Source organism: Brevibacillus fulvus (assembly GCF_016908525.1).
GTDB classification, from domain to species: domain Bacteria; phylum Bacillota; class Bacilli; order Brevibacillales; family Brevibacillaceae; genus Brevibacillus_G; species Brevibacillus_G fulvus.
On the sequence record NZ_JAFBEB010000001.1, the window covers coordinates 108,973 to 123,420 of the forward strand.

The 14,448-nt window shown below is 50.1% G+C and carries 17 protein-coding genes; 10 read left to right on the forward strand and 7 right to left on the reverse strand.

The annotated features are described in order from the left end of the window. Window positions 1–6: 6 nt before the first annotated feature. Window positions 7–273 (reverse strand): hypothetical protein, encoded by a 267-nt coding sequence (locus tag JOD01_RS00575; RefSeq protein ID WP_204516801.1) that lies wholly within the window; start codon window positions 271–273, stop codon window positions 7–9. A 130-nt stretch (window positions 274–403) separates the two neighbouring features. Here JOD01_RS00575 and JOD01_RS00580 point away from each other — a divergent pair, with 130 nt between their 5' ends. Continuing rightward, window positions 404–859 (forward strand): DUF188 domain-containing protein, encoded by a 456-nt coding sequence (locus tag JOD01_RS00580; protein WP_204516275.1) that lies wholly within the window; start codon window positions 404–406, stop codon window positions 857–859. Beyond that, window positions 846–1,511, forward strand: coding sequence for a phosphatase PAP2 family protein (locus JOD01_RS00585; RefSeq protein ID WP_204516276.1), 666 nt, complete (start codon window positions 846–848; stop codon window positions 1,509–1,511). Before JOD01_RS00580 ends, JOD01_RS00585 begins: the two co-directional genes overlap by 14 nt. Window positions 1,512–1,518: 7 nt before the next feature. Here the strand turns inward: JOD01_RS00585 and JOD01_RS00590 are convergent, their stop codons facing one another. Beyond that, complete coding sequence (locus JOD01_RS00590) at window positions 1,519–2,400, reverse strand: LysR family transcriptional regulator (RefSeq protein WP_204516277.1); 882 nt, start codon at window positions 2,398–2,400, stop codon at window positions 1,519–1,521. A 133-nt stretch (window positions 2,401–2,533) separates the two neighbouring features. On the opposite strand from JOD01_RS00590, the gene JOD01_RS00595 reads away from it, so the two are divergent. From JOD01_RS00595 to sda, 4 genes are all read left to right on the forward strand, one after another. Then, on the forward strand, window positions 2,534–3,742 hold the full coding sequence (locus JOD01_RS00595) for an MDR family MFS transporter (protein ID WP_204516278.1): 1,209 nt from the start codon (window positions 2,534–2,536) through the stop codon (window positions 3,740–3,742). Window positions 3,743–3,766: 24 nt separating this feature from the next. Then, complete coding sequence (locus JOD01_RS00600) at window positions 3,767–6,019, forward strand: Ig-like domain-containing protein (RefSeq protein ID WP_204516279.1); 2,253 nt, start codon at window positions 3,767–3,769, stop codon at window positions 6,017–6,019. 248 nt (window positions 6,020–6,267) lie between these two features. Further along, the gene (locus JOD01_RS00605; RefSeq protein WP_204516280.1) at window positions 6,268–6,555 is read left to right on the forward strand and encodes a hypothetical protein; all 288 of its coding nucleotides are present in this window, start codon (window positions 6,268–6,270) and stop codon (window positions 6,553–6,555) included. 351 nt (window positions 6,556–6,906) lie between these two features. Beyond that, entirely contained in the window at window positions 6,907–7,044 is a 138-nt protein-coding gene (sda, locus tag JOD01_RS00610; protein WP_204516281.1) for a sporulation histidine kinase inhibitor Sda, read from the forward strand. A gap of 108 nt (window positions 7,045–7,152) precedes the next feature. Here sda and JOD01_RS00615 read toward each other — a convergent pair whose 3' ends face one another. Next, window positions 7,153–7,656 carry a molybdopterin-binding protein gene (locus tag JOD01_RS00615; protein ID WP_204516282.1) on the reverse strand — a complete coding sequence of 168 codons (504 nt, stop codon included), beginning with the start codon at window positions 7,654–7,656 and terminating at the stop codon, window positions 7,153–7,155. Between the two features lie 225 nt (window positions 7,657–7,881). Here JOD01_RS00615 and JOD01_RS00620 point away from each other — a divergent pair, with 225 nt between their 5' ends. Next, on the forward strand, window positions 7,882–8,166 hold the full coding sequence (locus JOD01_RS00620; protein ID WP_204516283.1) for an Fpa/YlaN family protein: 285 nt from the start codon (window positions 7,882–7,884) through the stop codon (window positions 8,164–8,166). A 33-nt stretch (window positions 8,167–8,199) separates the two neighbouring features. Here the strand turns inward: JOD01_RS00620 and cax are convergent, their stop codons facing one another. Next, the gene (gene cax / locus JOD01_RS00625; RefSeq protein WP_204516284.1) at window positions 8,200–9,243 is read right to left on the reverse strand and encodes a calcium/proton exchanger; all 1,044 of its coding nucleotides are present in this window, start codon (window positions 9,241–9,243) and stop codon (window positions 8,200–8,202) included. A 164-nt stretch (window positions 9,244–9,407) separates the two neighbouring features. On the opposite strand from cax, the gene JOD01_RS00630 reads away from it, so the two are divergent. Further along, window positions 9,408–9,662, forward strand: coding sequence for a hypothetical protein (locus JOD01_RS00630; RefSeq protein WP_204516285.1), 255 nt, complete (start codon window positions 9,408–9,410; stop codon window positions 9,660–9,662). Between the two features lie 44 nt (window positions 9,663–9,706). Here the strand turns inward: JOD01_RS00630 and sleB are convergent, their stop codons facing one another. Next, on the reverse strand, window positions 9,707–10,480 hold the full coding sequence (gene sleB, locus JOD01_RS00635; protein ID WP_239565140.1) for a spore cortex-lytic enzyme: 774 nt from the start codon (window positions 10,478–10,480) through the stop codon (window positions 9,707–9,709). 170 nt (window positions 10,481–10,650) lie between these two features. On the opposite strand from sleB, the gene JOD01_RS00640 reads away from it, so the two are divergent. Both JOD01_RS00640 and JOD01_RS00645 read left to right on the forward strand, forming a co-directional pair. After that, the gene (locus JOD01_RS00640; protein ID WP_239565102.1) at window positions 10,651–12,288 is read left to right on the forward strand and encodes a thiamine pyrophosphate-binding protein; all 1,638 of its coding nucleotides are present in this window, start codon (window positions 10,651–10,653) and stop codon (window positions 12,286–12,288) included. A 62-nt stretch (window positions 12,289–12,350) separates the two neighbouring features. Beyond that, entirely contained in the window at window positions 12,351–12,689 is a 339-nt protein-coding gene (locus JOD01_RS00645) for an Asp23/Gls24 family envelope stress response protein (protein WP_204516286.1), read from the forward strand. Between the two features lie 52 nt (window positions 12,690–12,741). On the opposite strand, the gene ftsW is transcribed toward JOD01_RS00645, so the two are convergent. Together ftsW and JOD01_RS00655 are read right to left on the reverse strand one after the other, a co-directional pair. Beyond that, window positions 12,742–13,896 (reverse strand): putative lipid II flippase FtsW, encoded by a 1,155-nt coding sequence (ftsW, locus tag JOD01_RS00650; protein ID WP_204516287.1) that lies wholly within the window; start codon window positions 13,894–13,896, stop codon window positions 12,742–12,744. Between the two features lie 67 nt (window positions 13,897–13,963). Then, window positions 13,964–14,308 (reverse strand): YugN family protein, encoded by a 345-nt coding sequence (locus tag JOD01_RS00655; RefSeq protein WP_204516288.1) that lies wholly within the window; start codon window positions 14,306–14,308, stop codon window positions 13,964–13,966. Window positions 14,309–14,448: the final 140 nt, after the last annotated feature.

Genomic DNA, 14,448 nt, shown 5'->3' on the forward strand with positions numbered 1-14,448 from the left:
TTTTTGTTATTGATGAGGTTTGGTATCATAATCTTGTTGGACACGAAACCATATATTCAAATCGTTAATGATACTGGCCAACTCCGCAATTTCGCTGTTTAATTCACAGGAGCGCTCAAAATCTTCTTCTTCAAAGAGCTGATCCTGCTTGGTGATAATGACTTTTTCCAACGCCAGGATGCGATCGGGAATTTTTGCCCGGATCGTTTCCCATTCCAGCAGAATCTCACTTCGTTCCGCGGCGGTATATTCTTCCCAATCAAGGTACAGCATAGGCAAGCGTATGCCCAAGCGATCATCCAGTGTAAATTGATAGCGCAACTTTGGGTCACTCCTCTCTCGCTATTCATCATACCAAAAATTTTGAAGGAGAGGGAGAATCCTTGCGAAAGGAGAAACGAACGTGCCACATCGCGTCTTGATCGATGCTGACGCTTGTCCGCGACAAGCGCTGGCGATCGCGCAAAACGTCTGCCGGGAAAAAGGGTGGACATGCCTGACCTATGCCACATATAACCACCAGCTTGCCGGTCCGAACCATACGATCGTCGATGCCGGTCCGCAGGCTGTCGATCTGCGGCTTGCCAACGAAACGCGGGCAGGCGATATAGCAGTGACGCAAGATATTGGGCTGGCTGCTTTGCTGCTGGGCAGGCAAGCCAAAGTGCTCAGCCCGCAGGGGAAAATTTTCCGCCCCGAGACGATCGCATTTCAACTTGAGGAGCGAAACGAAAAAGCCCGTTACCGCAGAGGCGGCGGCAGAACGCGCGGTCCTGCTCCGCGGACGCAACAGGATGATTTGCGGTTTGAACGGTCGCTTCGCCAACTCATCGAGGAGGAACAGAATGAATCGAACTGAACGGGAACAACAAATCCAATTGTTATGGGCGCTTGTCTTTGCTCTATTGTCTGCGCTGGCGATCACTCTCTTTTACAAGGATGCGTACCGTCCGCTTGATGAGACGGCCTTTCGGATCGCGGAAATGGTGCAGACTCCCTGGTTGACCGCCGTGATGAAAACAATCACGCTGCTTGGCGACGCGATCGTTGTCGCTCCTTTGGGCGCGCTGATCATCATCGGCTTTTTTCTGCGAGGCTATCGGATCGAAGCATTAATTATCCTGGTTACGCTGGTGGCGGGCAACTGGCTGCAGGACATAACCAAAGAAATATTTGCCCGGCCCCGTCCCGACGCCTTTCATCTCATCGCCTTGCCGGAATCATACTCTTTTCCGAGCGGTCACGCGATGGTCGCAGTCGCCTTTTATGGCGTGCTCGCCTACATGCTGAAACGAGTGGGGCAAGACGCGCCGTGGCGTTCCTGGATCACGCCGTTGTACAGTCTGCTGCTCGTTGGACTTTGCCTCAGCCGCATCTATTTGGGCGTTCACTACGCCAGCGATGTGCTGGCCGGATTGTGTTTTTCCGCTGTTTGGTACTTTCTGGTCCGCTATGTGTACAATCATGCGGTCAACGTCTACCGCCCGAGTCGCCATTCTCTTTTTAAATGATCGCCTGTCAAGTAGAATAACCGAAAGCTCTCATCAGACCCAGCCATTTTTCGACGCTGGGTCGATTTTTTTTCTCTTTTGGCAAAACGATATAAACCGACCGCTTTGGCGGCTTGTTGCCAATAATCGCAATCTCCCGCAAATTTCCTCGCTCCAGTTCCGCTTTGACCACAGAGCGGGTAAGCAAACTAAGCCCCAAACCTTCCTTGACAAAGTCGATCGCCAGTTCCGCTTTGTCTACTTGCAGTTTGGGAACATAACTGGCGGGCAGCGTCGATGAAATCCAGTCAAGAAACGGCGGTCCCCAGTTCATATAAATGAGCGGCAATTTCGCCAAATCGTTGGCATCAATCATCGTATCAGGCAAAACAGAGGAATGAATCGGACTGACCAGAACGATCTCATCTTCATACGTCGGAATAACCTCAAAATTTGGCAGCGACGGCGGAATGTAAACGATGCCAATTTGAATCAGATTGTCAAGCAAGTATTGGATGACGTCGGAGGAATGACCGGTCCGGGTTTTCACGGCAATGTTCGGATAACGGATATGGTACTCTTTCAGCATCGGTTCCAGGATCGCCGTCCAGATCGAGTTCAGGCTCCCGATCGACAAATAATCTTCGTAAGGGTGCAAGGCGGCAACTTCCGACAAGCCCTCGGTGGCCAATTTCAAAATACGCTCGGCGTAGGGCAGCAACGTCAGTCCGGCCTGGGTGATTTCGACGCTGCGCTTGTCGCGAATAAACAGCGGTTTGCCCACTTTTTCCTCTAATTGTTTAATGCGCATCGTAACGGTCGATTGCACCAAATGCAACAGTTCGGCCGCTTTGGTAAAGTTTTTCGTCTGGGCGACGATATAAAAGGCTTTCAATTGATCAAAGTCCATCGATATTAAGTCCTTCTTATGTGAAATTTTGATAACCATATGCAAAAAAGATCGTTTCTAAAATTATAACTCTTTCTTTATATTTGAGGGTATCCAAAATTAACACAATAAGCGAACGGAGTGAAGCTCCACAATGAAATCGGACATATGGAGGCAAACGCCTGCATCAGTCAAACTGCTGTACATCACTTCTTTTATTATGAATCTTGGTTTTTACGCGCTGATCCCTTATTTGACCCTTCACCTGACCGGAAGTATCGGCTGGACGTTGGCGATGGCCGGCCTGGTTTTGGGAGTCCGCCAGTTTTCCCAGCAAGGTTTTGCTTTTCTCGGCGGAATGGTCGCCGACAAGTTTGGCTACAAAAGCACGATGATTCTCGGGATGTCAATCCGGGCAATCGGGTTTGCCCTGTTTGCCTTTTGTACAAAAGAATGGCACTTCTTTGTAGCCGCCATTTTGTCGGGTCTGGGCGGATCGCTGTTTGAACCAGCCGGATCAGCCGCTTATGCCGTGCTGACCCCTGATGCGATTCGCAAAGAAGTGTTTGCCTTTCGCAATGTACTGCAAAACGTCGGAGTCGTCGGTTCGCAAATCGTGGGAACGGCCTTGGCCAGCCTTGATTTTTACTGGCTGTCCCTGTTTGCCGGAGCGCTCTATGCAACCACGGCCGTGGTCGCTTTTCTGTTCTTGCCGCCGATTGCGGCAACGAACACGAAACAGGGGATTTGGAGCAGCTTCTCCCATGTGTTGCATGACCAATTTTTCCTGAAATATACGATTGTTTTGATCGGTTACTATTATCTTTACATGCAAACGTTCCTGACAATTCCTCAGCTGGTCGAAGACATAATGCACAACAAAACCTATGTCGGCATTGTTTTGTCGACGATCTCGCTGTCGGTTATTTTGCTGCAAATGAAAATCGTCGAGTGGCTGCAATCGTACAAGCAGCGTCTCATTCTGATCGGAATCGGGGCGATGGTCATGGGGATTGGCCTGTTTTTGCTGATGTTTGCCAATCACTTGTGGCTTTTGATGCTGGATGCGTTTATTTTTTCGCTCGGCACGATGATCTCCATGCCGCAAATCGTTGATATGGTCCCGCGATTTGCGCCGAAAGAGCATGTGGCCGCCTACTACGGTTTTAACGGATATTCATTGGCGATCGGCGGTACGGTCAGCCAATTGTTTGGCGGATGGATTTATGATGTCGGCAAGAATCTGGATATGCAGTGGCTGCCATGGACCTTATGTTTGCTTGTCGGTATGGTGGTCGTCTGGAATCTTTACCGAATGGAAGGAAAACTGGAGCAACAATTGAGCCCGTCGCGCGTTAAATAGTTTAGGCAGAAGGGAGCGAGATGGGTGACGAAATTGAAACTGAAACGTTTGCCTGCTGTGCTGGTCACAGCAGCTTTTCTTTGTAGTCTGCTGATCGCAGACCAAACGGTTTTCGCCGAGTCAACGGGAAACATTGGGCATTACGACTTGCAGACACAAAACGAGCTAAGCCTCGATGATCCAGAACGTGGCGGACAAAGCGAACATTTGCGTTGGACTTCCGTCGACGATCAGTATTTTGTGGAATGGACAGGAAGGGAAGGGCAACTGTTGTTTTCCCGGATGACGCCGCCGTTTTTCCAACCCGTCGCCGGCTGGACGGCCGATTTGAATGGGGATGCCCGTCCGGAACTGCTGCTTGTGTTCAAGGAGGCTTCATCGGCAGGCGCGGCATCTTTTTGGGTAGTGGAGGGCGGAGAACAACCGCAGCTTGTTTACCAATCGGATGAATATCCGCAAGGGCAGGTGGAGGTAAAGGCGGACGGCGTTTATGTCCAGTATTCGGTCTACCGCGATGGCGATGCGACGGCCTTTCCTTCCGAACGGGTGACAGAGCATTGGACAGGCATTCCTTTTACCAAATTGAGCGAGAGCCGCTCCGAGACAAGCAACCGATGGCAAACGACCGCTGCCGCCCGCACCAGCAAAAATCCTCCGTTGGCCGAAATCGAAGCGGAACTCGAGGAAGTTGCCGAAGAATATGGCATTCCTGCCGTTATTTTCAAGGCAGTGGCCTGGCAAGAAAGCAGTTGGCGGCAGTTTGACAGCAACGGGAACCCGCTGATCAGCTATGACGGCGGCATCGGCATGATGCAGTTGACCAACCAAACCCGCTTTGATCAACAGCGGTTGAAATACGATCTTCGGTACAACCTCGAGGCAGGGGCGCAGGTGCTGTTGGAAAAACGGGCCTACACCGAATCCGGATTGCTGCCGCGAATCGGCAAGATGGACAAGGACGAGATGGAAAGCTGGTATTTTGCTCTCTGGGCATACAACGGCTGGTCCCAATACAACAATCCGCACAATATTCCTAATAAGTTTCGGACAACGCTGGCCTATCAGGACAATATTATTAAAATTGCCCGCGAGCAGTTTGGCCAGCCGATTACGCCGATTCCCCGGGAACTGATTCCCGCCAGCGGCGTTCCCGGCGGCAGCAAACGTTACGATACTCCGCTGCCCATTCATGAGGCCGGCGAGGATGTGGAGCGCCGCCATTTTGCCGAGGGAGATACGGTGGAAGTGGCGGCTGCTGCCGGTTCATTAAATGTCCGGCAAGCGCCGGGGATGAGAGAAAAAGTGGTCGATACGCTGCAGGCGCGGGAACGGGCGGAAATCTTGTCCGGCCCGCGAGAGAAAGATGATCTGTTCTGGTATCAGATCAAAAGCGATCGCGGTAAAGGCTGGGTTGCCGGCTACTACCTCATTGCGGTTCGCGACGAAACAATCTCGCTGGAGCAAGTGTGGCAAAAAGAGATTGAGCGCCTCGATCCGAACGCCTTGAAGCGTGATGGACGAAACTTGTATTTGCAAGGCGAGGATTTAAACATCGCCTGGTCGGATTTGGATGACGGGGGATTGCAAGACGCTTTGCTTGCTTACTCTTGGAATCAATTGTGGCTGGAGTGGACGGAGCAAAAGCGCAAGCAAAAACTGCCCGAACCATCAAGGGACGGCTTATTGCAAATGCTGACGCCAAAGTGGGGGGAAATGCTGGCCGCAGATGAACCAATCGAACTGGAGTTTCACGATGAGATTGACCCTGCTCTTGCGGCCGCCCAATTCTCCGTGAGCACAGCGGATGGAGAACAAGTCGATTATCGGCTTTCCCCTGGCAGCCACGCTTTATCGATCAAGCCGCAGCGGCAATGGCCGTCAGGAGAAGCTTTGATGCTGCGCTACAAAGGACTGCCGCTTGTCAAATTTACCGTCGGTGGACAGCAGGAAAACCGCGGTTGGCTGGATGGCTACAAGCTGTTTGCGCAAGTCGATCTGGATCGGTCTGTGTCAAAAGGAATCTCGATCAATTTTACGCTCAAACTGGACAAGCAATCGGTTACTTCCCGGTATATTTGGCTGGAGGATGCCACCGGAGAAAAAGTAGCGGCTGAGCTAAGTCTTTCAAAAGACGGCAAAAGCATCTATGTCCTGCCAAAGCAACGCTTGCAGTACGATACGTTCTATTGCGTCAAAATGACAACAGGTTTGCGCTCGGTTCATGGCAAAGCGTTAAAACAAAAAACGGTTTATCTGTTTAAAACCGTGCAAAAATAATTGAAACTTTTTTGCTCCTTCATTCGTATAAGAAGTAACATTCCTGAAAAACCGGGATGGAAGAGAGTGAGGGAGACAAAAATGGAAGAAATCAAAAAATTGAAACGTCTGCTGCTGTTAACCAGTTCCGCAGGTGCTTTCGTCTTCGCATTGGTTGTCATTACGGAAATTGTTCGGGTATCGATCCGTTAGCGTTCGGCCTGTAAAGCAAAGCAATCATCAGTCAAACGGAACGAAAGGTGACAAACATGCTCTACCGTTATTTTTCGATAGATTTTGACCCATATGTCTTCATTTTTATGATATTGCCGCTGTTGGCTTTTTTGCTCGGGGCAGTAGGGTATTTTGCAGCCAAGCGCTTGTGGATCGGGCCTTTGCTTGCTTTCTTTTTGCCATTGTTGGCGATCGCATCTGATCAAACGACACTGGTGGCCAATCTCGACGCCTGGCTGATTTATGGACTGACGGATATGGCCTTTGCCTTGCTGTCAGGCTGTTCGCTGATGCTCATTCAAAAAAGGTGGAAGCGAGAGTAAATAAGCGGGATTGGATCGGACATGACACAACAGAAAAGGCTTGCCTGCGGGATCATACCGGAGACAAGCCTTTTCCTTTTGCCTGGATTCCTTTACCGGATAAATGTAATTTCATGCAAAAGGGGCGTGAAACAAAAAATCTTTCGACAAATATCGACTTATTGTGGATAAATGTAAAAAAGAAATCCCCAAACGGGGAACTGCTTTTTGAGTATATGTGCACAGCTTGCCCACAAACTACCCACAGTCTACCCACATGATGTCCACAAGCGCTGTGGATAGGGAAATAGTTGTCCCGCCTTTTATCAGATGCTAGAATGAACACAGACCGAAAATGTGGGGGTGACAACCGTGAGATACTTGAGCGATCAGATGTTAGTAGAAGTATACCAGCGAGCTGTCGACCTTCAATTAGATAACGAGTTTATCCAGTTGTTGTTCGAAGAGATGAAAAGACGCGCAATTGCTACCGACCGGATTGTTGTCTAATTTGGCTGCTCGAACGTATAAGTGCTATCCGACAAAGGATAGCTTTTTATTTTTTACAGGGGAAGCGGGTTTCGTCCTGCTTCCCCAAGGATTGACAATGATTGGCAATTATTCTTTGACAAATTCAAAAACCGTAATTTGATCGATTGGTTCCTTCTTTTTCCAAGTCTCGGGCAGATACAAATAGACAGGGCCGCCTTCCCGAATCGGTTTTCCGTCTTTGGAAAACTGCAAGATGGCTCGCTTGGCATCGGCTAACGACAGCGTAACCTTGTCTCCCTGTTCGCGGTGAATGACCATTTTGGAAACGGACGGATCAGGCTGCGCGTTTTCAATAAAATAGGCAAGTCGCATCGCATAGTCCCCTTCCAGGGCTTTGCGCTGCTCTGTCAGGCTTGGCCGTTCTGAAGGCAGAGCGGCCCCTTCCCGCAGTTCTTTATCCCATTGGGCACCTGTTCCTTTGATAAAGGTGAGCGTCGAATTTTCCGTATCGTCCGCTTCTTCACCGTTATAGTCTGCCAAGTTAATTTTCCGGTCATCAAAAATCCACACGCTTGGATCAAGCGTAATCGGATAGGAGATGGCTCCTTTACATACAATCACATCTGACATTCAGTTCCCTCCCGTCGATAAACAAAATACCATCCATTTATTTTACCCCACAAACTACCAGGCGGCAAACCACAAAAGTCATAATGAAATCATGTTTAGGCAGGCGTTATAATCGTATTTTTAGAGACGGATTGCATATTGGAACCGGTTCTCCCCTTTTCAAACAGGCCAGAATGGCGTAGTATGTAAGATATAGATGGTTGGAGGCAAACGGAGGGATAGGTTTTGACTGAGATGAAAGTTCCCGACTTGATGACGAAAGCGCTCGCTCTGTTGCGCGCTGATGCGGATAAAATTTACAAACTGATTGATGTCCAAATGGAGAATTTGAATATGCCGCAATGCCCATTGTATGAGGAAGTATTGGACACCCAGATGTTTGGCTTGTCCCGTGAAATAGATTTTGCTGTACGTTTAGGGTTAATCGAAGAGGAAACCGGTCGGGAAATTTTGGGGGAACTCGAGCGCAAGCTGGCTGATCTCCATGATGCCTATAGTATTAAAAAATAAGTAGCGAGGAGTGCTTCCCCGCTACTTTTTTCATTATACGAAGTAAAAGGCGGTACCAATGATGATATAGACGGACAGCAGCAGAACACCTTCGAACCAGTTCGTTGCTCCGTCACGTGAAATCGAAATGGCGATCAGCGTGCCGACAGCGATTGCCGCCAGTTCAAACACGCTAAAGACGATATTCATCGGATGTTCGAACAGCAAGCTGACCAGAACGAGGGTTGGCGCTACGAACAAGGCAATTTGCAGACTGGAGCCGATCGCGATTTCCACGGCCGCGCCGATTTTGTTTTTCATCGCCAGCAAAACGGCTGCGCTATGCTCCGCCGCGTTGCCGATTATCGCAATCACGAATCCGCCGACAAACAGTTCCGACCATCCCAGCGTATGAGAGACGATTTCGACACTATGTACGAGCCACTCCGAAACGACCGCGACAAACACGGTGGCTACAATCAGCATGATAATCGAGACCCCTTTTGACCAGAGCGGTTCTCCTTCCTCTTGTTCGGTGTCGGCCAAGAATTCTTTATGGGTCACGAGCGAAAAAATAAGCCACAGCACGTAAGCGATGATCAGAATTACCGCAATGACAATGCTCAGTGTCTGTATGCGTTCCAACGGCAATTCACCGAGAAAGACGGCGGGGATGAACAGCGCGACGACCCCAAGGGTCATAAGCGATGCATTGTAGCCGGCCAGACGTCCGTTAAATTTTTGTTCTTTAAATTTCAATCCGCCAAAAAGCACGCTTAATCCAAGGACCAGCAGCACGTTTCCGATGATCGAACCGGTAATCGAAGCTTTTACCATATCGAAATTCCCTTCTTTGACCAGAAAGAAGGCGATAATCAGTTCCGCCGCGTTACCGAAGGTGGCATTTAAAAAACCGCCAATGCGGTTGCCCGCATAGTGGGCGACACTCTCTGTCGCTTTTCCCAGCCAAGCCGCGAGAAAAATGATCGCCAGAGATGCGGTTATAAATCGGATGATTTCATTTTGCAAAAAGTAGTGTGAAAAAGCAGCGAGCACAACGGAGGCTCCGATCAACAAAAAGAAGAGACGTTTATTCATTCTGACACCTCTGTTCAATGGGAATTTTATACAACCTATAGTTTATATGAATCAACCATAATATGCCATCTCTCTCACAATTTGATTCCAGACGTATAGAGACACAACGGCTTGGAGGAAACTAAAGGGTGCAGCAACTGACTATTTACCGGAGGTGTCCCTTCATGACAAGCCCTTATCTTTGCCCTACCTGCAAATCAAACCGGATGCGCTTTACGATCATCGAGCAGATTCCGCATTATGTCCGTCTCCATCCGCAAACGGGCGAAATCGCCGCTGAACTGACAGCCGAACAGCTTGATGCGTTTCACCAGCCGTACAAAGGAGAAGCATATTTGGTCCAATGCGGTGTTTGCGGCACGACTGAGCGTGAGGAACGCTTTGTGAAAATGGCGCAGCATCAAGAAGTCGGACGGTAATGGACAAACAGGCACGCTTTTGCAGCGTGCCTGTTTTTTGCCCCTTAACGGCAGAAAATATGCTTGCCAATCCGCTTGACTTGCGGACGACTCCAAATCCAGGCCGAAGTGGCGGTATCCGGATTGAAATAATAGATGCATCCGTCGGTGGGGTCCCAGCCATTGATCGCGTCGCGAACCGCTTTTTTCGCCCGTTCGTTCGGGGTCAGCCAGATTTGTCCGTCAGCCACAGCGGTAAAGGCCAAAGGTTCAAAGATTACCCCGGAAGGTGTATTGGGGAAATTGGGGTTGCGGGTGCGATTAAGAATGACAGAAGCGACAGCCACTTGTCCTTCGTACGGTTCCCCGCGCGATTCGCCATAAACGGCATTGGCCATCAATCGAATGTCGTTGTCAGAAAAACCGGTCGAGCGGCGAACGGTTGTCGGTTGCGCTGCAGCCTGCTGACCGCCGGGGGTGGCCGCTCCGGCCGTTCCACCGCCACCGCCGCGGTTTTGGTTTTGCGGAGCAACTCCCAGTTCCTCCGCTGTCGGCCGATACTGTGTTGTCGCATTGTACAGTTTTACTTTCGTATCAGGACCGAGAACACCATCAACCGGCAGGCCAAATTCGTACTGAAAGTTGCGCAGCGCCCAATAGCTGCTCCAGCCAAAGGCGCCATCTACTTTTCCATAATAGAACCCCAGAAATTTTAATCTTCCTTGCATCTCCCGGACATCTTTGCCTGTCATACCGACTTCCAGCACCCGCTCGCTAAACGCGGCAGCAGGGGACGGAAGCATCATTGAGGCCGAGGAAGTGCAAAGAAACGCTCCCATGACCAGCAGCATTTTCCTCCAGAAAAGTTTCAATGCTTGAACCTCCTTTTTACTCTTTCATTGGGGATATTGTGTCCCATTGTTACAAATTTCAGTTGCGGGCACGAGAGTAAATTTTTGGAGAGTTGCACATCACTAATCGTGAGTTGTAACAGAAAGGATGAGCACTTTTGAAAACACGGTTCGTCAGCGAATATTTGCTTGAGCAACTGGCAAGTTGGGGCGTGAAACGAATTTATGGGGTAACGGGTGACGCGATCTTACCCTGGATGGATGCGATGGGCAAGCAGACACAAATCGAGTTTGTTCAATGTCGGCATGAATCGGCGGCGGCGATGATGGCGTCCGCCGAAGCGAAATTGACGGGAAGACCCGCTGTCTGCACGGCTACCAGCGGTCCGGGAACGCTTAATTTGTTAAACGGATTGGCCGATGCCCATATGGACCGGGTGCCGGTCGTCGCGATTACGGGTCAGGTCGAAACACAAAAGCTCGGGGGAGATTACAAGCAGTATGTCCAACAGGAGCCGCTGTTGTCGGCGATCTCTCATTACAGCACGCTTGTTGCGCATCCGGAAGCGATTGGACCGGTGCTTCAGAAAGCTTTTATGATTGCCGCCACACGCAAGGGCGTCACCCATTTGGCGATCAGCAAGGATGTATTTGGCAAATGGGTGAGCAGTCCGGTGGTAAACGTTCTTCCCGAAGTCCATCATCAAGTTCGCGCCCAGCGGATCGAATTGGAACAAGCGGCGGAAGTGATCGAGCGAGCGAAAAAGCCGCTCTTCCTGGCAGGAACCGGCGCACGCTCGGCGACTCGCCATTTGGCGCAGTTGGCCGATCAGCTCGGCGCGGGTTTGCTGTTGACCCTCGGTGCGAAGGGCGCCATTTCCGATTCGCACCCCGCTGTGCTGGGGGGCTTGGGGGAAGGAGGCAGCAAAGCTGGGCTGCAGGCATTATGGGATGCCGACTTGCTCGTCATCTTCGGTGCCAGCTGGTTTCCGCGTTCCCACATCCCGGCAGAACTGCCGCTGATTCAAATCGACGAAAATCCGGAAGCGTTTCATCATGATCCGAAACTCGTTCCGGTTACGGCGAACGTGGAAGAAGCGGTGACGTTTTTGCAAAAACGGCTGGAGCAGAAAAAACCGGACAAAAACTGGCGCAGCAAGCTCATGCAGCTGCACCAACAATTTTGGCAGGAGACAGAAAATCTGATTCGACAATCGGAAGAAGAACAGGTCAAGCCGGAAACGCTGTTGGCCCGGTTGGGACAGATTACCCCTCCTGAAGCGATCGTGGCGCTCGACACCGGGGAGCATACGTTATGGTTTAACCGGGCTTTTCGGGCCATGAGACAAGTTCCGCTTTTTTCAGGAAAATGGCGGACAATGGGGTACGCACTTCCCGCTGCCATCGCGGCGCAATTGAATGAACCGGAGAAAGAAGTCGTGGCGATTGTCGGAGACGGCGGCTTGTTAATGAATGTCGGCGAACTGATGACGATTAAAGAACGGGGCTTGCCGATCAAGATCGTTGTCGTCAACAACGGCACGCTGGGGCTGGAAGAGGTAAAAATGAAACAGTCAGGTTATGAACCGTTTGGCACACAGCTGGAGAACCCCGATTTCGTGCAACTGGCTACGGCGTTCGGCATAACGGCGCTGCGAGCCCGCACGGTTGGGGAACTGATGGAAAAACTGAACGAGCTGTTTGAGCTTCCGGGAGCGGCACTGTTGGAAGTTGTTTGCACGGCCCCCACCTTAACGAGATTGAAGCAAGATTTTATCTTTCAAAACCAAGCCTAGGCTCTTTATAATATAAGCAAAGAAGCAAGGAATGGGATGCCATCCGGTAAGGAGGGAGTTTCATGGGGGAGTGGGCGCGTGGAAAGGTCAATATTGCCGATCATGTAATCGCTGTGATCGCTGCCAAGGCAGCGAAAGAAATCGAGGGCATTACTATGCGATCAAGCGGGCTTTACCAGGATTTGACCAAGCGTGTCCAGGGAGGTGGATATGCGAAAGGTGTCAACGTCAAAATTACTGAAGGGAAAATCAGTCTGCTCTTTACGATATCCGTCCCCTATGGAACCGTGATTCATGATCTTTGCCGGTTGTTGCAGCAGACTGTGAAACATCAGGTGGAAGAGCTGACTGGTTTGCTGGTCGAAGCGGTAGATGTACGAGTCGAAGCGCTAACTTCATAGGCAAGAAAAAACAGCCAATCCCGACCAGGATGGCTGTTTTTTATCCCGTGAGCTAACCGCTTTGTTGCAGCTGCTCCATTGCTTTTTGCTTGCTGACTTCCCGTGAAACGCTCAGCAGGATTCCCGTACCGATCAGGCTGACCATCAGCGACGAACCGCCGTAGCTGATAAACGGCAACGGCACCCCGGTCAAGGGAATCGTTCCGGTAACACCGCCGATGTTGATCAATGCCTGAAAGCCAATCATCGTCACGGTACCAATGCCAACCAGGCTGGCGAACGTGTCTTTGCATCTTAAACAGATAAAGATGCCGCGAAGCAAATACATTAAATAGACAAGCAAAAAGACAATGGTGCCGATCAAGCCCAGTTCTTCGGCAATGATCGAAAAAATAAAATCCGTATGCGCCTCTGGCAGATACAGGTACTTCTGGATGCTTTTTCCATATCCGGCTCCCGATAGGCCACCATGTGCAAACGCATAAAGCGATTGAATCAAATGGTAGTTAATGCCGCGCGGATCTTCCCACGGATTCAAGTACGACAATATCCGGGAGAGCGCATGGGGGTGGAACAAGACGTAGAGCAGAAAAAACAGACAAAATACCGGGACGGTAAGCATAAACAGATGGAAAATCCGTGCTCCTCCGCATATCATCATGATACCGGCAATCCCCAGCAAAATGGCTGCAGACCCGAGATCAGGCTGAGCCATGATCAACAGGAAGAAGAGCCCTGTCACAACGAGCGGCGGAATCAGCCCTTTTTTAAAATTGCGAAAAGCTTCGCCTTTTTTGGAAATGATCGCCGCCAAATATAAGATCAAGCCCAGCTTGGCAAACTCGGATGGCTGAATACTGGCCGGTCCGAGCATAATCCAGGAGCGGGCCCCGTTAATTTTCGGTCCGATCATAAGTACCAGCAGCAATGAGACAAAGCTGAGAAAGGCAATCATCAAGAAGTGACGTTTGTAAAAAGAGAACGGAATATTCATGGCCACCAGCATGCCGATGAGCCCGATGCCTGCCCACATCAGCTGTTTTTTCACAAAATAGAGCTCGTCCCCTTTGCATACATCACATCCATAACCGGTGAAGCTGGTGAGCGCATAGATGGAGCTGGCACTTAAAACCATGGTGATGCCAAAGCCGACTAACAATGCTGTCAACAGAAGTAATAAAAAGTCGGGTACGCCCCGGGATTTCATGGTTTCAACTCACCTCTCCACATGAAACAAAAGAGGGGAGTTCCCTCTTTGCCAGTGCCGCTGTCCTTTACAAAGCGGCCAATTTTTCATTTAAAAGTTGCAATTTGCGCTTTGCCGTTTGCAGCACATTGTCCGGAACTGGGCTGTCATAATCGAGTCCGTGTGGAAACAGATGTTTGCCCATGTAAGGCTCTTCCAATTCCAACAGTGTATGTGGATCTTCAATTTTGCCTTCCACGACATTGGCTTGGATACGCAGGTAATAAACGCTGCCTTTATCCTCCAATTTCAAATCGTATGTAGCGTGGTTATAATCCCAGGCCCAACGGACGAAACCAGCTTCGCTGGTATAATGATCCAGATCAGCCAGTAACACCTGCTTTGCTGCAATGCCCGTATCTTTGATAACCATTCGTTTGACCTCCTTGGCTACTTGTCAGGTTCGATGTATTCGTTTGCAGGATCTGAGAAGTTCTGTATGTCGATGATTACTCTCTTATGATAGTAGGTTTTAGCAGGAAGTGCAATGCATAACTGAAATCAGGATTATGA

What these genes read in the sequence shown, in the direction of transcription:
- JOD01_RS00630 (WP_204516285.1), top strand. Translation starts at nt 9,408, where the DNA reads ATGACAAGCCCTTATCTTTGCCCTACCTGCAAATCAAACCGGATGCGC.
- ftsW (WP_204516287.1), bottom strand. Translation starts at nt 13,896, where the DNA reads ATGAAATCCCGGGGCGTACCCGACTTTTTATTACTTCTGTTGACAGCA.
- sleB (WP_239565140.1), bottom strand. Translation starts at nt 10,480, where the DNA reads ATGGGAGCGTTTCTTTGCACTTCCTCGGCCTCAATGATGCTTCCGTCC.
- JOD01_RS00645 (WP_204516286.1), top strand. Translation starts at nt 12,351, where the DNA reads ATGGGGGAGTGGGCGCGTGGAAAGGTCAATATTGCCGATCATGTAATC.
- JOD01_RS00590 (WP_204516277.1), bottom strand. Translation starts at nt 2,400, where the DNA reads ATGGACTTTGATCAATTGAAAGCCTTTTATATCGTCGCCCAGACGAAA.
- cax (WP_204516284.1), bottom strand. Translation starts at nt 9,243, where the DNA reads ATGAATAAACGTCTCTTCTTTTTGTTGATCGGAGCCTCCGTTGTGCTC.
- JOD01_RS00575 (WP_204516801.1), bottom strand. Translation starts at nt 273, where the DNA reads ATGCTGTACCTTGATTGGGAAGAATATACCGCCGCGGAACGAAGTGAG.
- JOD01_RS00595 (WP_204516278.1), top strand. Translation starts at nt 2,534, where the DNA reads ATGAAATCGGACATATGGAGGCAAACGCCTGCATCAGTCAAACTGCTG.
- JOD01_RS00605 (WP_204516280.1), top strand. Translation starts at nt 6,268, where the DNA reads ATGCTCTACCGTTATTTTTCGATAGATTTTGACCCATATGTCTTCATT.
- JOD01_RS00585 (WP_204516276.1), top strand. Translation starts at nt 846, where the DNA reads ATGAATCGAACTGAACGGGAACAACAAATCCAATTGTTATGGGCGCTT.
- JOD01_RS00655 (WP_204516288.1), bottom strand. Translation starts at nt 14,308, where the DNA reads ATGGTTATCAAAGATACGGGCATTGCAGCAAAGCAGGTGTTACTGGCT.
- JOD01_RS00615 (WP_204516282.1), bottom strand. Translation starts at nt 7,656, where the DNA reads ATGTCAGATGTGATTGTATGTAAAGGAGCCATCTCCTATCCGATTACG.